This is a genomic window from Nocardia sp. NPDC019219 (assembly GCF_040632645.1).
In the GTDB taxonomy this organism is placed as follows: domain Bacteria; phylum Actinomycetota; class Actinomycetes; order Mycobacteriales; family Mycobacteriaceae; genus Nocardia; species Nocardia sputorum.
Genome location: NZ_JBEYCG010000004.1, coordinates 126,137 through 147,409, shown reverse-complemented (window position 1 = coordinate 147,409; position 21,273 = coordinate 126,137). Strand labels below are relative to the sequence as shown.

The 21,273-nt window shown below is 69.6% G+C and carries 18 protein-coding genes and 1 pseudogene; 11 read left to right on the top strand and 8 right to left on the bottom strand.

Features of this window, described 5'->3' with window-relative positions; genetic code table 11:
* Positions 1-90 precede the first annotated feature (90 nt).
* A complete protein-coding gene (locus tag ABZ552_RS10085) occupies positions 91-1,764 on the top strand; it encodes a bifunctional 3'-5' exonuclease/DNA polymerase (protein WP_357436447.1) in 1,674 nt (557 codons plus the stop codon).
* A 264-nt stretch (positions 1,765-2,028) separates the two neighbouring features.
* On the opposite strand, the gene ABZ552_RS10080 is transcribed toward ABZ552_RS10085, so the two are convergent.
* Positions 2,029-2,703, bottom strand: coding sequence for a hypothetical protein (locus tag ABZ552_RS10080; protein ID WP_281917519.1), 675 nt, complete (start codon positions 2,701-2,703; stop codon positions 2,029-2,031).
* Positions 2,704-3,023: 320 nt separating this feature from the next.
* Between ABZ552_RS10080 and ABZ552_RS10075 the strand changes: the two are divergent.
* Positions 3,024-3,479 (top strand): annotated as a pseudogene (locus ABZ552_RS10075) (SRPBCC family protein); the annotation flags it as partial.
* Positions 3,480-3,714: 235 nt separating this feature from the next.
* Here the strand turns inward: ABZ552_RS10075 and ABZ552_RS10070 are convergent.
* The 3 genes from ABZ552_RS10070 to galK form a co-directional block, all read right to left on the bottom strand.
* Entirely contained in the window at positions 3,715-3,969 is a 255-nt protein-coding gene (locus ABZ552_RS10070; RefSeq protein WP_357436445.1) for a hypothetical protein, read from the bottom strand.
* 12 nt (positions 3,970-3,981) lie between these two features.
* The gene (locus tag ABZ552_RS10065; RefSeq protein WP_357436811.1) at positions 3,982-5,673 is read right to left on the bottom strand and encodes a sodium:solute symporter family protein; all 1,692 of its coding nucleotides are present in this window, start codon (positions 5,671-5,673) and stop codon (positions 3,982-3,984) included.
* Between the two features lie 258 nt (positions 5,674-5,931).
* Complete coding sequence (galK, locus tag ABZ552_RS10060) at positions 5,932-7,056, bottom strand: galactokinase (RefSeq protein ID WP_357436443.1); 1,125 nt, start codon at positions 7,054-7,056, stop codon at positions 5,932-5,934.
* A gap of 322 nt (positions 7,057-7,378) precedes the next feature.
* On the opposite strand from galK, the gene ABZ552_RS10055 reads away from it, so the two are divergent.
* Positions 7,379-7,585: a hypothetical protein gene (locus ABZ552_RS10055; RefSeq protein WP_281878078.1), complete on the top strand. Its 207-nt coding sequence runs from the start codon at positions 7,379-7,381 to the stop codon at positions 7,583-7,585.
* A complete protein-coding gene (locus ABZ552_RS10050; protein ID WP_281917516.1) occupies positions 7,585-9,117 on the top strand; it encodes a GGDEF domain-containing protein in 1,533 nt (510 codons plus the stop codon). Before ABZ552_RS10055 ends, ABZ552_RS10050 begins: the two co-directional genes overlap by 1 nt.
* Position 9,118: 1 nt before the next feature.
* Here the strand turns inward: ABZ552_RS10050 and ABZ552_RS10045 are convergent, their stop codons facing one another.
* On the bottom strand, positions 9,119-9,868 hold the full coding sequence (locus ABZ552_RS10045; RefSeq protein ID WP_281917515.1) for a DUF6319 family protein: 750 nt from the start codon (positions 9,866-9,868) through the stop codon (positions 9,119-9,121).
* Positions 9,869-10,188: 320 nt separating this feature from the next.
* Entirely contained in the window at positions 10,189-10,806 is a 618-nt protein-coding gene (locus ABZ552_RS10040; RefSeq protein ID WP_281878075.1) for a TetR/AcrR family transcriptional regulator, read from the bottom strand.
* Between the two features lie 212 nt (positions 10,807-11,018).
* On the opposite strand from ABZ552_RS10040, the gene ABZ552_RS10035 reads away from it, so the two are divergent.
* The 6 genes from ABZ552_RS10035 (at position 11,019) to ABZ552_RS10010 (ending at position 18,979) form a co-directional block, all read left to right on the top strand.
* Positions 11,019-12,386, top strand: a complete 1,368-nt coding sequence (locus ABZ552_RS10035; protein ID WP_281878073.1) for an NAD(P)-binding domain-containing protein — start codon at positions 11,019-11,021, stop codon at positions 12,384-12,386.
* A 7-nt stretch (positions 12,387-12,393) separates the two neighbouring features.
* Positions 12,394-13,551: a serine hydrolase domain-containing protein gene (locus ABZ552_RS10030; protein WP_281917514.1), complete on the top strand. Its 1,158-nt coding sequence runs from the start codon at positions 12,394-12,396 to the stop codon at positions 13,549-13,551.
* Entirely contained in the window at positions 13,551-14,597 is a 1,047-nt protein-coding gene (locus tag ABZ552_RS10025) for an NAD(P)-dependent alcohol dehydrogenase (RefSeq protein WP_281880794.1), read from the top strand. The genes ABZ552_RS10030 and ABZ552_RS10025 overlap by 1 nt, the downstream gene beginning before the upstream one ends.
* Before the next feature lie 37 nt (positions 14,598-14,634).
* The gene (locus ABZ552_RS10020; protein WP_281917513.1) at positions 14,635-16,284 is read left to right on the top strand and encodes a class I adenylate-forming enzyme family protein; all 1,650 of its coding nucleotides are present in this window, start codon (positions 14,635-14,637) and stop codon (positions 16,282-16,284) included.
* A gap of 4 nt (positions 16,285-16,288) precedes the next feature.
* Entirely contained in the window at positions 16,289-18,040 is a 1,752-nt protein-coding gene (locus ABZ552_RS10015) for an amidohydrolase family protein (protein WP_357436439.1), read from the top strand.
* An 84-nt stretch (positions 18,041-18,124) separates the two neighbouring features.
* Positions 18,125-18,979 (top strand): alpha/beta hydrolase, encoded by an 855-nt coding sequence (locus ABZ552_RS10010; protein WP_281917511.1) that lies wholly within the window; start codon positions 18,125-18,127, stop codon positions 18,977-18,979.
* Between the two features lie 7 nt (positions 18,980-18,986).
* Here the strand turns inward: ABZ552_RS10010 and ABZ552_RS10005 are convergent, their stop codons facing one another.
* The gene (locus ABZ552_RS10005; RefSeq protein ID WP_281878067.1) at positions 18,987-19,271 is read right to left on the bottom strand and encodes a hypothetical protein; all 285 of its coding nucleotides are present in this window, start codon (positions 19,269-19,271) and stop codon (positions 18,987-18,989) included.
* 201 nt (positions 19,272-19,472) lie between these two features.
* On the opposite strand from ABZ552_RS10005, the gene ABZ552_RS10000 reads away from it, so the two are divergent.
* A complete protein-coding gene (locus ABZ552_RS10000; protein WP_281917510.1) occupies positions 19,473-20,504 on the top strand; it encodes a DoxX family membrane protein in 1,032 nt (343 codons plus the stop codon).
* A 359-nt stretch (positions 20,505-20,863) separates the two neighbouring features.
* On the opposite strand, the gene ABZ552_RS09995 is transcribed toward ABZ552_RS10000, so the two are convergent.
* A complete protein-coding gene (locus tag ABZ552_RS09995) occupies positions 20,864-21,253 on the bottom strand; it encodes an STAS domain-containing protein (RefSeq protein ID WP_281917509.1) in 390 nt (129 codons plus the stop codon).
* Between the last annotated feature and the right edge of the window lie 20 nt (positions 21,254-21,273).

Genomic DNA, 21,273 nt, shown 5'->3' with positions numbered 1-21,273 from the left:
CGTCGGCATGCGGTGAGATCCGGTGAAACAGCCCGGCGACGCGACGAAGCGCTGCCGATGGTGTCGGACACTGGTGCCAGACTCGGGGACGTGAGGTGGGCGGTGGCGGAATCGGGCGAGGGGGGCGCGTATCTGTGTCCACTCGATCCGGACGGCCGGCCCGCTGGGGCGGTGGTCTACGAGCCGTCGATCGCCGAGGCAGTGCGTTCCCGCCCCGAGGTCGAGCGGTGGGTGTGGCGGTCCACCGCCGAGATCTACCGACGCCTGCTGGCGGCGGGCGTGCGGGTCGAGCGCTGCTACGACGTGGAGGCCGCGGAGGCATTGCTGATCGGGTATGAGGAGGGGCAGTCGGGTCAGCCTCGTTCGCTGGCGGCCGCTTGGGCTCGCCTGCACAACCTGCCCGTTCCGCCGGATGCCCCCGCACGGGCCGCCGAGAGCCAGCCGTCGTTGTTCGAGTCGGGCCCGGTGCCGCTGCCGGCCGGTACGAATGAATTCACCGCCCTGTTGCAGGTCTACGCGGGTCAGATCGCCCGGACGGCGGCCACCGAGCATCCGGAGCGGATGCGACTGCTGCTCGCCGCCGAATCGGCGGGCATGCTGGTTGCCGCGGAGATGTCGCGGTCGGGGATCCCGTGGCGCGCGGACGTCCACCGCGAGTTGCTGGACACACTGCTTGGTGAGCGCTACCCGGGCGGGTCGGAACCGCGCCGGATGGCGGAGTTGGCCGAAGAAGTGTCGCGGGCTTTCGGCAACGGAGTGCGGGTCCGTCCGGACTTGCCCAACGACATCATCAAGGCCTTCGCCCGCGCCGGAATCGAGTTGTCTTCCACGCGGAAATGGGAACTCCAACGCATCGATCACCCCGCGGTAGCGCCACTGCTGGCCTACAAGTCGCTGTATCGCTTGTATACCGCCCACGGCTGGTCCTGGCTCGAACAGTGGGTGCACGGCGGACGCTTTCGTCCCGAATACCTGCCCGGCGGCACGGTTTCCGGTCGCTGGACCACCAATGGTGGTGGAGCACTTCAGATCCCGAAAGTGATCCGCCGGGCGATACGTGCCGATCCGGGCTGGCGCCTTGTGGTCGCCGACGCCGATCAAATGGAGCCACGGATACTCGCCGCCGTCTCGCGGGATCCAGGGCTGATGGAGGTGGCCGGTCGAGGTGAGGACCTGTACGCGGATCTGGCGGCCCGTGGCTTCGGCGGCGACCGCGCGCAAGCCAAACTCGCCCTCTTGGGCGCCATCTACGGTCAGACCTCCGGCGATGCGCTGACCCACTTGGCCGGTCTGCGTCGCCGATATCCGGCCGCGGTGGCCTATGTCGACGACGCGGCGCGCGCCGGTGAGGAGGGTCGTCTGGTACGCACGTGGCTGGGGCGGACGTGCCCGCCGGTATCGGCCGCGCCGCCCGACCATCAGGACCTGTCCGGGGAGAAACCCGGCGAGTACGGCAGTACCTCGGCGGCGCGTGCCCGTGGCCGCTTCACTCGTAACTTCGTGGTGCAGGGTAGCGCCGCCGACTGGGCCCTGCTGGTCCTGGCGGCCCTGCGTCAGGCGATGGCTCGTGCCGGGCTCCGTGCCGAGCTGGTCTTCTTCCAGCATGACGAGGTGATGGTGCACTGCCCGTCGGAGGAGGCGACGACGGTCGCCGAGATGATCGCCACCGCGGCCGATACCGCGGGCCGGCTGGCCTTCGGACCGACACCGGTTCGGTTTCCTTGCACCACGGCGGTGGTGGAATGCTACGGGGACGCCAAATAGGGGCTCGAGCCCGACGGGGGTGAGACGTGACGGTACTTCCTGTGCCACTGGGGTTCACACCGAGTCGTCACAGTGACTCGCGGCATTTCGGCCCCGGCATCGAGGTCGACTCGATGCCGGGCCGTCGATTGCGGGTGGGCTCGACCAACGGATTCGCTGCGGTAGCAGGAGCTCGGCTGTCGACGAGGGCCGTGCGGACGCCCGAGGGCACAGTCGGGGACGTGCTCCGCACGATGCCGAAATCAGGTGCCGTGGATCTCGAACTCACTTCGGCAGGGCGGTGACGCATTCGTACATGTGGCCGTCGAAGGAGCCCAGCGGGGCCACGCTCCAGAGCATTCCGGTTTCCTCCATGCTAGGCGTATAGATTTCGCTGCCTGCGCTGTTGAAGTAGCCGAATGAGGTTCCGGGGAAATTCTTGCCGGAAGAGTTCAGGTATCGCGACATCGAGTCGACGAACGTGGCGAATCGCGCCGAGTCGGTGGATTCCTCTTCCGCTACCGCGGCGGCGTTCTGCGACCAATCGTCGTACTGCTCCATCATCGAACCGGACGGCGCCGGTGTGCCGGACGGAAAGGCGATGGCCTCGTAGATTCGGGAACGGTCCCGGAACCCGGACAAGGTCCAATAGATCGACGACGCGTCGCCCCGATCGGTGCTGTCGACATCCGACATGTGGCAGACGCCGTACGCGTGGACGTCCAGTTTCAAGCCGAGACGGCTCAACCAGCCGGGTAGCGCGTCTTCGAACTGGCTGAGGCAGGACTCGTCGTCGCTTCCGTCCTCTTCCGCCTCGGTGGCGGCCATCAGGCAGGCGAGCTGATACGCGCCGTAGGCGTCGTCCCGGCCGCCGTTGGAGGCCGCTATGCGCTTCTTCACCGCCTCGGGATCGCGCATCTCGCTTCGGGTGGGCATCTCGAAAATTCCGACCTTCTTCATTTCGGACCCTCCTTCACTCGATGGTCAGGTGCGGTCACCATGACGAAAGTGTGATTGCCGCAGCAGCAAGAATGTCGCGACGCGTCGGCGGATGTCCTCGCACGTTTCGGGTGGTCCTCGCATTCGAGGGCGAAGGCACGAGGACCGGATTCGGCGGATCGACCGGCGGCGCCGAGCGTGGGTAGCGGGACCGCCGCCTGTTTGCCCCCCAACGCCCCGGGTAAGCGATCAATGTCCCGAGTCGCCCCACAAGGGAGCGCTTGTCAACCGAGAGACGCCGGCCCGCGAATGGTGCGGGCAGGCGAGGAAAGGGGTAGCAAGTGAGCACAATGGCCGCCACGGTGGACGTCGAGGTTCCGGTTCGCACCGCCTACAACCAGTGGACGCAGTTCGAGTCGTTTCCGCAGTTCATGGAGGGTGTCGAAGCGGTACAGCAGATCGATGACCGGCATATGCACTGGCGTGTCCATGTCGGCCCGTCGACGCGGGAGTTCGACGCGACCATCACCGAGCAGCATCCCGACGAACGCGTCGCCTGGAAGTCCGACAGCGGGCCCAAGCACGCGGGCGTCGTCACGTTCCATCGGCTCGACGACACCCACACCAGGGTGACCGCGCAGATGGACGTCGACCCCGAAGGCTTCGTGGAGAACGTCGCCGACAAGCTCGGCGTGCTGAAGCACCGGGTGAACGGTGACCTGGAGCGCTTCAAGCACTTCATCGAGCACCAAGGCCGCGAGACCGGCGCTTGGCGCGGTGACATTCCGCGGCCGGACGCCGGTAGCACCGCCACGGAGCGCGGCGCGACCGGCACTCCGGGCGCAGGCACGACCGGCACGCCTGGCGCAGGCGGAACCGGCATGCCGGGTGTCGGCGGGACCGGCACCCCGGGTGTCGGCGGAACCGGCACCGGCGGAACGGGCACCTGGCCCGGCGGAACCGGTACTCCCGGCGTCTGACCCGTGTGACAACCGGCGCCCCCTGGGAATCTCCCAGGGGGCGCCGGGCGTGTCAGGCGGAGCCGGACTCCTCATCGGCGTGCTCCGCCGGGTGCGACTCCGGCGGCACCTGGACCGGACGCCACAGCGCCCATGCCACGAAGACCAACGCGACCACGCCCATGCCGAGCCCGGCCCAGAGGTTCACGTTCACCCCGCCGGTCTTGGCCTGCTCGGCGGCGGTGTCGTGCACCAACCCGGTGATCACGAGGACGATCGCGTAGCAGCCGAGCAAGCCGCCGACGATGGTGCGGATATCGAAAAGCATGGCGGCGGTTCCTTATCCGACGACGATGTTGAGCAGGATGACGAGCACGAACGCGATGCCCGCCAGCAGGACCGGGCGCTGGTACCAGGGCAGCGTGCCCGCCTCCGGGTCGGTGCGCACTTCCTTCGGCGTCTCCGAGTACACCAGCCCGACCAGTTCCGCCGCCGGTTTCGGCCGAGTGACCTGGGTGACGGCGACGCTGACGACGATGTCGACGACGAAGGCGACCCCGGCGGCGACGAAACTGGCGCCCTGGCCGGACAATTCGAAGACCTTCGTCTCGTGCAGGATGAAAACGAAGATGGCCGAAGCGGTTCCGCAAACCAGCCCCATCCAGCCCGCGGTGGGCGTCATCCGTTTCCAGAACATACCGAGGATGAACGTGGCGAACAGCGGCGCGTTGAAGAAGCTGAACAGGGTTTGCAGGTAGTCCATCATGTTGCTGAACCCGGAGGCGATGAACGCGGTGAAGATCGCGGCCACGGTCGCGCCGACGGTGGCCAGCCTGCCCACGCCGAGGTAGTAGCCGTCCGGGCGCTCCCGCCGCACGTACTGCTGCCACAGGTCGTAGCTGAAGACGGTGTTGAACGCCGAGATGTTGGCCGCCATGCCCGCCATGAAGGCCGCCAGCAGACCGGCCAGCCCCACCCCCAGCAGGCCGTTGGGCAGGACGTCCTTCATGAGGTACAGCAGCGCCTGGTTGTAGGTGGTGTCGCTCTCGAAGTCCGGATTCGCGGTCACCGCCGCCTTGTACTCCGCCATCTGCGGCACCAGCACGGCGCTGATCATGCCGGGGATCACCACGATCAGCGGGATGAACACCTTCGGGTAGGCGCCGATGATCGGGGTGCGCCGCGCCGCCGAGATGGAGTGCGTCGCCATCGCGCGCTGTACCTCGACGAAGTTCGTGGTCCAGTACCCGAAGGAGAGCACGAACCCCAGGCCGAACACGATGCCGAGGATCGAGAGGAAGTCGTTGCCGAATCCGCTGAGCGCATTGCCCGGCCAGGACTCCAGCTGTTGCGCACCACCCGGCGAGGCGGAGACACGGTCGCGCAGCCCCTCCCAGCCGCCGATCTTGTGCAAGCCGACCAGGGTGAGCGGCAGCAGCGCGGCCACGATGACGAAGAACTGGAGCACCTCGTTGTAGATCGCGGCCGACAGACCGCCGAGGGTGATGTAGGACAGCACGATCACCGCGGCCACGATCACCGAGACCCACAGCGGCCACCCCAGCAGCACGTTCACGATCGAGCCGAGCAGGTACAGGTTGACCCCCGCGATGAGGATCTGCGCGATGGCGAAACTCAGCGCGTTCACCAGATGGGCTCCGGTGCCGAAGCGGCGGCGCATGAACTCCGGCACGCTGCGCACCTTGGAGCCGTAGTAGAACGGCATCATCACCACGCCGAGGAACAGCATGGCGGGCACCGCGCCGATCCAGAAGTAGTGGAAGGTCGGGAACCCGTACTCCGCGCCGTTGGCGGACATGCCCATGATCTCCACCGCGCCGAGGTTGGCGGAGATGAACGCCAGACCGGTCACCCACGCGGGCAGCGAGCGCCCCGACAGGAAGAAGTCGATGCTGGAGGACACCCGCTGCCTGGCCAGCAGGCCGATGCCGAGCACGAACACGAAATACAGCGCGACCAGCGCGTAATCGACGGGCTGAGCGTCCAGCCGGAGGGTCTCGGCGGCTACCAGCTGCGGCGGCGGGGCGGCCGGGTGCAGTCCGGGCACGGCGGCGAGAACGGACGGATCGGCGAGCGGCACAGCGTTCCTCCTGGCGGGTACAACCGGGGCGGCGAGCGGGATCGCTCGTCGTGCGACAGCGTGCGTCGTGCTGGGCCTGCCCGGCGCGCGCGACCTCTTCGTCGCCCGCCGAATGGTGTCGGCAGACACCACTCTGCGCGATCATGCCCTACCGGCGGGGCACATTCGCGCACAAATCCGGCCGGGCACTCAGCCGATCCGATGCGCTCCGGCGGCGGGGACCACCACGAACGTGCGCGGACCGGGAAGACCCGCGGCGGCGAAGCGCCGCCGGACCGCCTCGACCACCGTCGCGGTGCGGTCCTGGTCGACCAGCGCGACGACGCTTCCGCCGAACCCGCCGCCGACCATCCGCGCGCCGTGCGCCCCCGCGGCCAGCGCGGCGTCGACCGCCGCGTCCAGGGCCGGGGTGGACACCTCGAAGTCATCCCGCAGCGACGCGTGCCCCGCCGTCAGGATCGGGCCGATGCCCCGTGGATCGGCGCCTTCTCGCAATTTCTCGGCAACCGCGAGCACCCTGGCGTTCTCCGTCACCACGTGCCTGGCGCGGCGGCGCAGCACGTCGTCGGCGATCCGGCCTGTGTCGGTCGTCGTCACATCCCGCAAGGTGCCTGCGCCGAGCGCCGCGGCGGCCGCGGCGCATTCGTCGCGCCGCTCGCCGTAGCGGCCGTCGACCAGTTCGTGCGGCTGGCCGGTATTGATCACGAGTAGTTCGAGTCCGAAGGCGGCGAGGTCGAAGGGGATCTGCTCGTGCCCGGTACCGCGCGGCGCGGTGGTGTCGGCGGCGAAGGCCCGCACGTCCAGCAGCAGCGCGTGCCCGGCAGTGCACAGCAGCGCGGCCGATTGGTCCAGTAAGCCGGTCGGCGCGCCGACGTAGTCGTTCTCTGCGGTGCGGGCCACGTCGATCAACGATCGGTCGGTCAGGCCGGGGGCGAACAGATCACGCAGCGCGACCGCCACCGCGCAGGACAGCGCCGCCGAGGACGACAGGCCCGCGCCGATCGGCACCTCACCGTCGAGGTCGAGATCCACGCCGGGAATCCGATGCCCGCGCCGGGTGAACTCCGCGACCACCCCGAGCGGATAACGCGCCCACCCGGGCATCCGGGCCCGCTCCGCGGCGAGGTCGGACACCGCGACCAGCACCGGCTCGCCGGGCCGCTGCCGCGAGCCGACTCGCACCGCCCCGTCGGCGCGCGCCGCCGCCGTACATCGCATCACCAGCGGCAACGCGATCGGCAGGACGTAGCCGTCGTTGTAATCGGTGTGCTCGCCGATGATGTTGACCCGGCCCGGCGCCACCCATGTCCGCACACTCGCTCCTCGCTGTCTCGGTCGGTGCAAGGGTACGAGACACGCGCGCGAGCATTCTGTCCGCGCGCTCGGCCGCGTGATCGGCGTTCGTGGACGCACCATCGATTGCGGCGGAAGACCGGCCTGCGATATCTCGTGCCGCGTCCGTGCCCCCACCCGCGCGAAGACATTCGGGCCGCGGGCGAATGCCGTCGCCCGGCAGGTAGCGCATGCCGCGGAGTTCCGGGCGGGATGGCCGACCCCGCCTGCGGAAGTCACGGCGCACGTCGACGGGTTTCACCCTTGTTGCGCAACTGCCCGCGAAGAAGCGGCATTCCATGCCATGATCAAATCAGTTGTCCAGGTATTGGTTGCCGAGCGCGCAGCGGTCGGTTGGGACATCTGCTCGTACAACAACACTCGGTTAGCGTTCGCCGACAGCATCCGGGCGGTGCTCGGCGAACAGGCGAACGTCGAAGTCGCGGTGGAGGATTCCCAGATCTGTTACGCGGCCCGGTGCACCGGGGACGGAGCGACCAAGGGGGGCTGATGACACCCAGTGAACAGCCACAGACCAACTGTCGGCGCAGTATCGGAACGGGCTGGTACGCGGTGCTTCTGGGGGGAAGCGGGGCCGCGATCGCGGTCCACCTGGCGCTCGACTCGCAACTGGTGGCGTTCGTGACGATGGTGGTCATCGTCGGCGAGACCGTAGCCATGGTCGCCGTCGGGATGCGTACGCACCGGCCCGCGCATCCGCTGCCGTGGTATCTGCTGTCCGGTTCGGCGGTGCTGTTCGCCACCGGCACCACGCTGCGTGACGTCGGCGACCACGCGGTGCACCCGCTCGACGACGCGTTCAGCCTGCTCGGTTATCTCGGTGTCGGGTTCGCCGCGCTGATCTGGCTGTGGCCGCGCCAAGTGCACGGCAATTACGACCTGATGCTGGACTCGGCCCTCATCGGACTCGGCGCGCTGCTCGCCTCCTGGACCTTCCTCATCTCACCGATCCTGCAGTCCACCGTGACCGGACTGGACGCGCTGGTGGCGGCGGCCTACCCGGTGCTCGACGCGCTGCTGCTCACCTTGGTGGCGCACTCGATGGCCACCTCCACGCGCGCGGAGACTTCACTGTGGCTGTTGCACGCCGGATTGATCGCGGTGCTGCTCGGCGACCTGGGCTACACCTTGGAGACCGCGGGCGCGACCGCGCTCGGGCGCGAGGTGCTGCTGGCTCCCCTGCTCGCCGCCTATGCCACCGTGGGCGTCGCGGCGCTGCACCCGACCATGGCCACGCTGGGCACGCCGCGGCGCATCCACCCGCACCATTCCAGACAGCGCGCCAGCCTCATCGCGATCGCGCTGATCGTGGCCTCGCTGGTCCCGGTGGTCGGATCCAGCCTGCGGCCGCTCGACCGCGTGGTGGTGTCGTCGCTGTTCGCGCTGCTGCTGATCGGCATGCTGGTGCGCAGCGAGCGCGCGATCGTGCGCAGCGCGCGCAGCGAGCGGCGCGCGCAGTACCAGGCCGACCACGACATGCTCACCGGTTTGCTGAACCGGGCCGCGCTGCTGCGCGCCCTGCGCCAGCGCGGGGAGCAGTGGGCCGAGCAGCCGATCTGTCTGCTGTTCATCGATCTCGACGGCTTCAAGCGGGTCAACGACAGCTACGGCCACGCCGTCGGCGACGAGCTGATCGCGACAGCGGCGAGCCGGATCCGGCGGGTGGTGCGCCGCGAGGACGTGGTGACCCGCTACGGCGGCGACGAATTCGTCGTGCTCGCCCCGCTCGCCCGGCCGGACGCCGCCGTGCTGGCCGAACGGCTGCTCGGCGCGTTCGTCCGGCCGTTCGGGCTGAGCGCGGGCGAGATCCCGATCACCGCGAGCGTCGGCGTGGCATGCGCCGGTCCGCGCAGCTCGGACACCGACATGCACCGCCTCCTGCGCGACGCGGACGCGGCCATGTACCACGCGAAGCAGCACTCGCTCGGCTACGCGTTCCACGACGACGTGCGGCGCGCGTCGCCCGACACCGAACGCCGGATCTGGCGCGCCGCCGCCCGATCCGCCAGTCCGGCGGTGTGACTCAGTCGCTCAGCTCGTCGAGCAGGCGCCTGGCTTCCTCGAGCTCGGCCTGTAACTGCTGCACCTTGGCCTCCTGCACCCCGCGCAACGCCTCCAAGACCCCGGAGACCACCTCGGCGACCTCGGGATGCAGGATCTTCGCCGCCTGCGCCACGGCGGAGCCGGCCACCGGGATACCGCGCAGGGTGCGCTTCTTTCCGCTGACCACGTCGATCGTCCACTCGCCGTCGGCGGTGCCGGTGAGCGTCACGGTGACCTCGGGCGCCTTGGCCTTGCGGGCGGCGGCGGTCTTGGCGGGCTTGGGCGCGGGCGCCGCCGGGGCTTGCTTGCCCGCGCGGCCCGCTTCCCCGGACGCCTCGGCCGGCTTCGGGGCGGCCGGAGGCTCGGGTGCGCTCGCCGGTTCGGGTCGCGCGGTGGTGTTCGTCGTGGTCGACGACTGGGTCACAGAAGATTCCTTCCTGGTCGACTTCGGCTGGGCGGTAGCGCCCGCCGCCCCTCGCGGCGGCTTGGTCAAGGTCACCTCGATGGGAGAGAAGGACAGTACATCCTTCGATCCGGTCGGCCGGACCTGCAGGAAGTCACCGTCGGCCGGATCGCCGAGCGCGATCACCTTGCCCGAGCGCCCTTCCGGAACGCCGACCGCGGCGGCGGTGAACCACACCATGGGCGGACGGCCACCGGCTATGTCCGTGGCGATCTGCTGAATCTCGCTGTCCGACAAAGGTTGCGGCTTGGTTCGTGGGGACGGCATGGTGACTCCGAGCGATTCGTGGTTGGCTGCGTGCACAGATGATGCCCCACGACGCCGACAGATTTGCGGGCCACCGTCGAATCCGGCCTGCGGACACCTCGGTTCGCGCATTCAGCGAATATCTGGCAATAGCCCCGAAGTCCCCGCGTCGGCACGAGCGTCGTCACCGCGTCGGCCGCCGGTGTGCTCGCGATCAGGATGATCGCCGGAACACCTGAGGCGCGATCGCCTTTCGACAGCGCACGGCCGCTCCGATTCCCACGCCGCCACCGGTTCACGCGGGATAGGCGCAGCGATGCCTAGCGGGCGACCAGGCGCGATCAGCTCGTCGTCGGCGCGCGCAGAGCGGGAAACCAGATGTCGGTGAGCACCTCGACGGCTTGGTCCACCGAGACGTCGATGGTGCCCTGCATCGCCCAGCGGGTGAAGAACCTTTCCAGTTGAGCGACAAGCAATTCCACGCGCAGCCGCGCCTCGTCGCGCCGGTCGGCGGGCCACCCGGCGAGATAGGCGGTCATCGCGTTGGGCAAGGCGAGGATGCCGGTGCGCGCGATCTCGCGGAACTCCGGTTCCAGTGCGGTCGCCTCGTCCCAGGCGGGCAGCAGGTCCTTGTACTCGTGAAACCACTCGATCGCTCGGGCCACCCAGCCCGCGAACTCGGCGCGCGAACCGGTCTCCAGCACCCGGTCGAGGTCCTGATAGAAGTGCAGCGCGGTGGGCACGGTGCCCTGTTCGGCGATCGCGCGCAAGATCTCCTGCTTCCCCGCGAAGTGCAGGTAGAACGTGGCCCGGCTGCAACCGACCGCGGCGGCGATGTCGTCCACGCGCACGGCCGCGTAGCCGCGGGCGGCGAACAGCTCCTTGGCGGCCTCCGTCAGCCGGGCCCTGGTCTGCTGCTTCTGCTCGTCCCGCAGGTTCGTGTTCGCGTTCGTCCGCATGGTGGACAAGTACCTCGAATTCGTAAAAGCCGTCCTGACGTGCTGCTTCCGTTAAGGGAGTCTACGCATCGAAGGCTTGGATGGACAGCTCGTCACTCACTAGACAGTATGTCTAGTGAGTGTTAGTTTGTTGCCTACGTCACTCCGGTGCGGGTTCCGCGCCGGACGGTTCGGCCGTCGTCGAGGACGGCCCTCCAGCACGAGGACAGTGAATGACGTCAACCGCACTCCCCCGCGTCTGCGTGATCGGGGCGGGCCCTTCCGGGATCACCGCCGCCAAACGCCTGAACGACCACGGCATCCCCTTCGACTGCTACGAGGCGTCCGACGAAGTAGGGGGCAACTGGTACTACAAGAACCCGAACGGCATGTCGGCTTGTTACCAGAGCCTGCACATCGACACGTCCAAGTTCCGCTTGGCCTTCGAGGACTATCCCGCGCCCGACGAGTGGCCGGACTTCCCGCACCATTCCCAGCTGTTCCAGTACTTCCGCGACTACGTGGACCATTTCGGCATCCGCGACCGGATCGTGTTCGACACCGAGGTGACCGCCGCCGAACGCGCGGCCGACGGCCGCTGGCTGATCACCACGAGCGAGGGACGCACCAAGGACTACGACGCGCTCGTGGTCTGCAACGGGCATCACTGGGACCCCCGCCTTCCGGACTATCCCGGGACATTCGACGGCACGCTGCTGCACAGCCACGCCTACAACGACCCGTTCGACCCCGTCGACATGCGCGGCAAGCGCGTCGTGGTGGTCGGCATGGGCAACTCGGGCCTGGACATCGCCTCCGAGCTGTCGCAGCGGTTCATCGCCGCGAAGCTCTTCGTCTCCGCCCGGCGCGGGGTGTGGGTGCTGCCGAAGTACGTCAACGGCAAGGTGGGCGACAAACGTTCGATGCCGCGCTGGATGCCGCCGAAGCTGGGGCTGAAACTCAAGCAGCGCTTCGTCCGGAAGTTCCGCGGCAACATGGAGGACTACGGCCTGCCCAAACCCGACCATCTGCCCTTCGAGGCGCATCCCTCGGCGAGCGAGGAGTTCCTGCATCGCGCGGGCTGCGGCGACGTCACGTTCAAGCCCGCGATCACCGCGCTGGAGGGGCCGCGGGTGCGCTTCGCCGACGGCAGCGTCGAAGAGGTGGACGTGATCGTCTGCGCCACCGGTTACCGTATCTCCTTCCCGTTCTTCTCCGATCCCGAACTGCTGCCCGACGCCGACAACCGCTTCCCGCTGTTCAAGCAGATGATCAAGCCCGGCGTCGACAATCTGTTCTTCCTCGGTCTGGCTCAGCCGCTGCCCACGCTGGTGAACTTCGCCGAGCAGCAGAGCAAGCTGGTCGCCGCCTACCTGACCGGGCGCTATCACCTGCCGTCGGCGGAGGAGATGCGGGCGGCCATCCGGTCCGCGGAGTCGGCCCGGACGGGCCGCTACTACGACTCGCCCAGGCACACCATCCAGATCGAATTCGAACCGTATGTGCGGGACATGCAGCGGGAATTGGCGCGCGGTGCGAAACGCGCGGCCGCGGCGGGGAACGCGCTGCCGGTTCCGGCCCGCACGCTCGAACGCGTGTGAGGCGGCGATGACCACTACCACGGGAACCGCCACGTCGGGATTCTGCGCGGAGCGATTCGAGCAGGTCCGAGCGGAACTGGAGACCCGGCTCGCCTCCGGGGACGAACTGGGCGCGTCGATCTGCGTCACGGTCGACGGCGAACCGGTCGTCGATCTCTGGGGCGGCTACCGCGATCCGGGACGCACCGCGCCATGGACCGAGGACACCTTGGTCAACGTCTTCTCCCTCACCAAGACCATGACCGCGCTGAGCGCGCTGCTGCTGGTCGAGCGCGGCGAACTGGACGTGCACGCGAAGGTCACCAGGTACTGGCCGGAGTTCGCGGCGAACGGCAAGGGGGACATCGAGATTCGTCATCTTCTCGCGCACACCTCCGGAGTCTCGGGCTGGCAGCCGCCGATCGAGCTGGCCGACATCTACGACGCGGAAGCCTCCGCCGCCCGCCTCGCGAGCCAACCGCCGTGGTGGGAGCCGGGCACCGCGTCGGGGTATCACGCGCTGGCCTACGGCCACCTGATCGGCGCGGTGGTCCGCCGCGTCACCGGACGCTCGCTGGGCGAGTTCTTCGCCGAAGAACTCGCCGGGCCGCTGGGCGCGGACTTCCACATCGGCACCGCGCCCGAGCACCACGGGCGCATCGCCACCTTGATCCCGCCCGCCGTGCCGGAATTCGACCTGGCCGCCCTCGACCAGGACAGCGTGCTGGTCAAGACGCTCACCAGCCCGCTGCTCGACATCGCCGAGACCGCGAGCGCGGGCTGGCGGCAGGCCGAGATCGGCGCGGTGAACGGCCACGGCAACGCCCGCTCGGTGGCGCGGGTGCAATCCCTGGTGTCCTGCGGCGGCGAGCTGGACGGGCGGCGGCTGCTGTCGGAGAAGACGATCGACCTGATCTTCCAGCAGCAGTCCGACGGCGTGGATCTCGCGCTCGCGGTGCCGCTGCGGTTCGGCATCGGTTACGGTCTGCCGCAGCGGCAGACCGCCCCGGAAGTGCCCGACGGCCGGGTGTGCTGGTGGGCCGGGTACGGAGGCGCGATGGTGGTCAACGACCTCGAGCACCGCACCACGTTCGCCTACACCATGAACCGGATGGCCCCCGGCCTCATCGGCTCCGACCGCGCCGACGCCTACCTGCGCGCGACGTTCGCGGCGGTACGCGGATGATGCGGGCACTGCAGCTCACCGCGCCCGGGGTGCTGGAACTGCGCGAAGTACCGATCCCACGGATCGGACCCACCGACCTGCTGCTGCGCGTGGGCGCGGCGGGCATCTGCCATTCCGACCTGCACGTGCTGCACATCCCCTTCCGGATGCGCGAGGAGCCGCTGACCCTCGGCCACGAGATCGCGGGCACCATCGAGGCCGTCGGCGACGCGGTGGACGGCCGCCGGGCAGGTGAGCGCGGCATCGTGTATCTGTGCTGGTCGTGCGGGGTCTGCCGGGAGTGCACCGGCGGTAACGAGAACGTCTGCCGCGCCGCGGGCCGCACCGCCATGCCGCCGTGCCCCGGTCTCGGGCCGGACGGCGGAATGGCCGACTACGTCCGGGTGCCCGCGAGTTCGTTCGTGCCGATCGGCGACCTGGATCTCACCGAAGCCGCGCCGCTGGCCGACGCCGCGCTGTCGAGCTATCACGCCATCCGCGGCGCGCGCGAGCAGCTCGGGCCGGGATCGGTGGCGGTGGTGATCGGGATCGGCGGGCTCGGTCACGTCGCGGTGCAGATTCTCGCCGCGACCACGGCGGCCCGGGTGCTGGCGGTGGACGTCAGCACCGACAAACTGGAACTCGCCGCGCGCTGCGGTGCGGCGGAAGGACTCCTGGCGGGCGACGACACCGCCCGCGAGATCCTCGACCGGACCCAGGGCCGCGGCGCGGACGCGGTGTTCGACTTCGTCGGCGTCGACGCGACCGCACGACTCGCGGTGGAGTCGGTGGCGCCCAACGGGGCGTACCGCATGATCGGCCTGGGCGGCGGCGCGCCGGAGATCACGGCGGCGCCGGCCGGTGGCGCGGGCTGGCCGTGGGGCGCGTCGGTGCGCAAGTCCTACGGCGGCACCAAGTCCGACCTGATCGACTCCGTGGCGCTGGCCGCGGCGGGAAAGCTCCGCGTCGAGGTGGAGCGTTATCCGCTGGCCGAGGGCCGCGCCGCCCTCGACCGGCTGGAACGCGGCCTGATCACCGGCCGCGCGGTCCTGGTCCCGGAACCGTGATGAATCGACCCCGCGCAGTGACGAGGAAGTACCCGATATGACGAAACCCTTCGACCCGCAGGCGTACGTGGCGGAAGCCGCGGCCCGGCTCACCGGACCCGGCGGCCGATTCGAGATGGTGGTCGAGGACGTGCTCGGCGCGCCCATGCCGGTGGTGCGCCACCGCAAGTCCTCGCTGCGCGAGATGCTCGTCGCCGCGGCCGAGCACGGCGACCGGGACTACCTGGTCACCGCCGAGCGCAAGATGTCCTTCGCCGAGCACGCCGCCGCGGTCGCGGCACTGGCCACGGCCCTGCGTGACCGATGCGGAGTCCGCAAGGGCGACCGGGTCGGCATTCTCGCGGCGAACACACCCGAATGGGTGCTCACGTTCTGGGCGGCCCAAGCGCTCGGCGCGATCGCGGTGGGCTACAACGCGTGGTGGGCGCCGCGCGAGATCGCTTACGGCGTCGAGCACACCGCACCGGCCGTGCTCGTCGTCGACGCCAAACGCGCCGCGCTGGTGGCGGAGCTGGACATCCGGATCCCGGTCCTCACGATGGAGCACGACGTATCCGCGCTCATCACCGAATACCGGACCGACGAGCTGCCCTACGCCGAGATCGACGAAGACGATCCCGCGGTGATCCTGTACACCAGCGGCACCAGCGGACGGCCCAAGGGGGCGGTGCACTCCCACCGGAATCTGGTGGCCGTCACCGACTATCACGTGTTCAACGACGCACTGGCCGCCGCGCTGACCGGGGCGACCGAACTGCCCAGCGGGCGACGCTTCCTGCTCACCTCACCGCTGTTCCATATCGCCAGCCTGCACAACCTCGTGGTCCCCCGGTTGGTCACCGGCGACGCGGCGGTGATCCACCAGGGGTCGTTCGACGCCGATCGGGTGCTGCGTTTGATCGAGGCCGAACGCGTCACCAACTGGGGCGCGATGCCGACCATGGCGACCAGGATGCTCGAACTGGACCTGTCCGGCTACGACCTGTCCTCGCTGGCCGCCTTCTCGCTGAACTCGGCGCCGTCCTCGGCCGCGCTGCAACAGAAGTTGCGCGATCAGCTGCCCGTCGCGCGCAACGCGCTGGTCACCAGCTACGGTCTCACCGAATGCAGCACCGCCGCGACGCTGGCGAGCCCGGCCGAGCTGGCGGCGTTCCCGGACACCGTGGGACGCCCGGTCGTCGGGGTCACGCTGGAGATCCGCGACAGCGCGGGCAACGCGGTCCCCGACGGCGCCGAAGGCGAGATCTGGGTGCGCAGCCCGTATGTGATGCTCGGGTACTGGCAGGACGATGCCGCCACCGCCGCGGCGATCACCCCGGACCGCTGGCTGCGCACCGGCGACATCGGGGTGCTGGAGGACGGGCGACTGCGTTTGTCCGGGCGCCGCTCGGATCTCATCCTGCGCGGTGGGGAGAACGTCTACCCCACCGAGATCGAGCAGTGCCTCGAGGAGCATCCCGCGGTGCGCGAATGCGCGGTCCTCGGCGTGCCCGACGCCGACCTCGGCCAGCAGGTCGCCGCCCTGGTGGTGGTCGAAAGCGGCACGGCCACCAGCGAAGCGGAGCTGCGCGCGTTCACCGCCGAGCGGCTCGCCTACTACAAGGTGCCCGCCCGCTGGCGGCTCACCACCACCGCCCTCCCGCGCAATGCGACCGGCAAGGTCGTGCGGGCCGATCTCGAGGTGTAGACCCATGTACGACACGATCATCGCGAACGGCCGCTGGTTCGACGGCACCGGCGCGCCGTCCGCGATCCGCCACCTCGGCATCCACGACGGGCGGATCACGACCATCTCGGCGGAGCCCATCGACGACCCCGCCTGTCCGAATGTCGTGGATGCCACCGGGAAGTGGGTGATCCCGGGCATGCTCGACATCCACACCCATTACGACGTGGAGGTGCTGCAACATCCGGCGCTGACCGAATCGGTCCGCCACGGCATCACCACGGTGCTGCTCGGCTCGTGCTCGTTGTCCACCGTGCACGTCGACGCCTCCGACGCGGGCGACCTGTTCGCGCGGGTGGAGGCGATCCCGCGCAAGCACGTCGTCGCGGCGGTGGGCGAGCACAAGACCTGGCGCTCGGCGCACGAGTACGCGGACGCGCTGGAGCGACTGCCGTTGGGCCCGAACGTCGCCGCGTTCATCGGGCACTCCGACATCCGCGCCGCCGAAATGGGCCTGGACCGCGCGACGCGCAAGGATGTCCGTCCCGACACCGCCGAACTGGCCGGGATGGAAGCGAAACTGACCGAGGCGCTGGACGCGGGGTTCGTCGGCATGTCCTCCCAGCAACTGTTGTTCGACAAACTGGACGGCCAGGTGTGCCGCTCCCGCACACTGCCGTCCACCTACGCGACGGCCAGGGAACGGCGCCGGCTCAATTCCGTGCTGCGCCGGCGCGGCGGGGCGTTGCAGGGCGGACCCGACGTATCCCGGCCGCACAGCCTGGTCACGATGGCGGCAGGCAGCCTCGGCCTGTTCCGCAGGCCGCTGAAGGTCAGCCTGCTCTCGGCCGCCGACATCAAAGCGATTCCCGGTGTGGTGCACGTGTTTCCGCTGATCGCGCGGGTCCTGAACGCGCTCGGCGCCGACTTCCGCTGGCAGCATCTTCCGGTGCCCTTCGAGGTCTACGCCGACGGCATCGACCTGGTGGTCTTCGAAGAGTTCGGCTCCGGCGCCGAGGCGCTGCACCTGGCCGATCAGGTGGACCGACGCCGCGAACTGCTGCGCGACGAACGCTATCGGCGCCGCTTCCGCGCGGACTACGACAAGAAATTCGGTCCACGGGTCTGGCACCGCGACTTCTTCGACGCGCGGATCGTCGAATGCCCCGACCCAGCGGTGATCGGCAAGACCTTCGGTCAAGTGGGCCTGGACCGCGGCGGCGCGCATCCGGTGGACGCCTTCCTCGATCTGGTGGTGGAGCACGGCAACAAGGTCCGTTGGCGGACAACGATTTCCAATCATCGACCCGCGGTCCTCGATCGGCTCGCCGCCGACCCCGGCGTGCAGCTGGGCTTCTCCGACGCGGGGGCGCACCTGCGCAACATGGCGTTCTACAACTTCGGGCTCCGCTTCCTGCGCCGGGTGCGCGACGCCGCGGATGCCGGTCGTCCGTTCCTCTCGGTGGAACAGGCGGTGCACCGGCTCACCGGCGAACTCGCGGACTGGTACGGCCTGGACGCCGGGCACCTGCGGGTGGGCGACCGAGCCGATGCCGTGGTGCTGGACCCGGCCCGCCTGGACGACTCGCTCGACGCCTATCACGAATCCCCGATCGCCCCGTTCGACAACCTGCCGCGCATGGTGAATCGCAACGACGAAGCGGTCACCGCGGTGTTCGTCGGCGGGGTGCCGGTCTTCGGCGACGGCACTCCCGCCCCGGCGCTCGGCAGCCGCCGGACCGGCCGGTTCCTTCGCGCGGCGACCGCGGTCCGCTGATCCGATCGGCCCTGCCCGGGCGGACGGCCACGTAGAATCGCGGGATATCGCCGGCTCGCTCGCCGACGGTTCGTAGGAGTCGGCGTGGACGTTTTCCAACATCGGGGCAGGGCCGTGGTCTTCGACCGCACCGGCAGCGGATCCCCGGTCGTGTTCCTGCACAACGCCGGCACGCAACGCCGCATCTGGGACGACCAGGTCGCCGCGTTACGGGACGACCACGAGGTCTACGCGCTCGATCTGCCCGGCTACGGGCAATCCGACCAGCCCGCCACGGGCTACCGCCTCACCGATTACGTCGACATGCTCACCGCGTTCCTCGACGCATACCGCCTCACCGACGTGGTGCTGATCGGCAACTGCCTCGGCAGCGCCACCTCGCTGCGCTACGCCATGGGCCACGCGCCGCGGGTGCGCGCGCTCGTGCTGCTCAATCCACTCACGCTGGACACCGTCAGCTCCGGGCAGTCGGCGGGCCTGGCCTGGCTGGACGCGCGGCTGCCGCTGGCGCCGCTGGCCCGCCGGATCACGCTGCCGAGCCCGGTCGTCTCCCTGATCGTCGGCAATCAGCTCGGCCCCCGCGGACGGGCCCGCAAGAACCAGCACGAGCCGCGCGTGCGGGCGCACTGGACCGATCGGGGCAGGCTGCAAGCCCTGCACGGCCTGGTGCAGGATTTCCCGTCCTACCGCACGCTGGACACGTTCGATCCGCCCGAAGGATTCCCGCCGATCTGCACCATCTGGGGGCGGCGCAATCGCATTCTGTCGGCGAAGGCGGGCGGGCGGCTCAACCGCAGGCTGCGCCCGCATACGGCGGTGGAACTCCCGGACTGCGGTCATCTTCCGATGGTGGAGGCCCCCGAGCGGGTCACGTCGATCATCACCGATTTTCTCGCCGCCACGGACGTGCTCGTGCCGAAGCAGTCCGGCGGCCACTGAACCGCCCTCACAGCGGAGCCGCGGTCGGGCAGAGCTCGGCGAAACTGGCCGAGTGCACGCCGCAGCCGGTGCATTCGAACACCACGCCGATATCGAGCATCCAGTGGATGCGGGTATGGCAGGTTTCGCACAGGAAATCCACGCCCGCAGGGTGGCAGCAGGATCGTTTACGGATGAACCATTCCGCGCGATGACGGCAGGGCACCGAATCGAACCGGAACGTGCAGGTCGGCGCGGCGGGCAACTCGGCGACGACGGCGTCGAAAGCCGTTGTGGCCGTACGGGTGTTCACAGCAGATACCTTCCGGCGGGACAGGGCGGGAGGCGAGAGCGCAGGCCGGTGCGGGCCGCGGTGCCTTTCCCCCTGGATCGATCTCTCTCCATTAGCTGTTACCCGGATGAGGTGGCTTTCACACGGCGGCGGACCGGCTTGTTTGGTCACGAATCGCGCGGGAATCCGAAACATGACGACATCAAGGGAAGGGGTTCTGTCATGTTGTTGCGCCGACTCGCCCGGCCGCTACTGGCCACCGCGTTCGTAGTGGACGGGGTCGATACGCTGCGGCGCCCGGACGAGCGGGTCAAGGCCGCGAACGCACTACTGGAACGGGGGCACCGGCAGCTCCCCGAAGAAATCGCCACGAAGTTGCCGTCGAATCCCACGACCGTCGTGCAGGTCAACGCCCTCGCCCAGGTGAGCGGCGGTGTCCTGCTGGCCCTGGGAAAGGCGCCGCGCCTGGCCGCCCTGGTGCTCGCGGCGACCGTCGTGCCCGCGGCCGTCACCGAGCAGGACTTCTGGAACGAACAGGACCCCGCCCGCAAGTCGGCGAAGCGGAACGCGTTCCTCAAGGATCTCGGGCTGCTCGGCGGCCTGATGATCGCCGCGGCCGACACCGAGGGCAAGCCGTCGCTGGGCTGGCGCGGCCGCCGGGCCGCACGCGACGCCGCCGCCGCGGTCACCGCCGCGCTGCCGTTCGGCGCTGCCTCGGACACCAACACCGGCGCGGGGTTGCGCAAGCACGCGCACGAGGCCGCCGAGCGAGCGCGCGCGCTCGGCGCGGTGGCCGCGAGCAAGGGCTCCGAGCTCGCCGAATCGGCCCAGCGTCACGGCCCGGGGTGGGCGGAAGCGGCCAAGGAACACGGCGGCGACCTGGCCGAGACCGCCAAGGCACACGGGTCGGAGTGGGCCGAGATCGCCAAAGAGCGCGGCAGCGACTGGGCCGAAGTCGCCAAAGAGCGCGGCAGCGACTGGGCCGAAGTCGCCAAGGAACGCGGCGCGGAGTTGGCTGAGATCGCTAAAGAGCGCGGCGCGGAGTGGGCCGAAATCGCCAAAGAGCGGAGTGCACAACTCGCGGATCTGGCCAAGCAGCGCGGGACCGAATGGGCGGAGATCGCCAAAGAGCGCGGACCGGAGATCGCCGACGCCGCGCGGGAACGCGGCGCGCACACCGCGCAGCTGGCCCGCGAGCGTGGAGCACAGACGGCACACGCGGCCCGCGAGGCGATCGAATCGCGTCGCCACTGACCCTCGGGACGCCGCCTCGCTCCGGCGCGGCGGCGAACCCAGGCGCTACGGCGGTCCACCGGGTCGCCGTAGCGTTCTGCTGGTTCACCGACGTGCGGCGGTCGATCCGACGGTTCGCGGCACCGGTCGCACCGGACGCGTGACGTAAGCACTCGGCGGGGTCACCGACGTGCGGCAGTCCATCGGACGGTTCGCGGCACCGGTCGCCGCCGGTCTCGTGCGTAGCGTTCTGCCTCCCCGCTGAGGCGCTCCCTTCGGCACTCGGCCCGCCGACCCTGACGGACCGGACAGTCGCTGTGAGCCCCTGCGCCTTCCGTATCGCCGACTCCTGGCACGGCACGTCGGGAAGGACCCCCGGGTCAGGCGGTCTCGTCGTAGCCGGGTCCCAGAACCACGAGGGCGGCGTCGAGTGAGGCCACCCGTTGGAACCGGTCGGCGAGGCCGGTGACGTCGATGGCGCGGTCCACCGGTCGCACGGTGGTGATCAGCAGCATCCGGCGGCGTGCGCGCGTGGCTTCGGCCTGCGCCTCGACCAGAACGCTCAAGCCCGCCGCCGCGAGGAAGGTGACCGGAGAGAGGTCGAGCACGAGCGTGGCCGCGTGGCGCACGTATGCGCACGAGAGTTCGGCACGGAAGCTCGGCGCGGTCGCCGCATCGATATCGCCCGCGATCATCAGCATGGTGACGTCGCGCCGCGGGCGGCACACCGAAAACTGCAGCGGAACAGCCCATTCGGCGTGACGTGACATGCGCTGACTCCTGGCCGGAA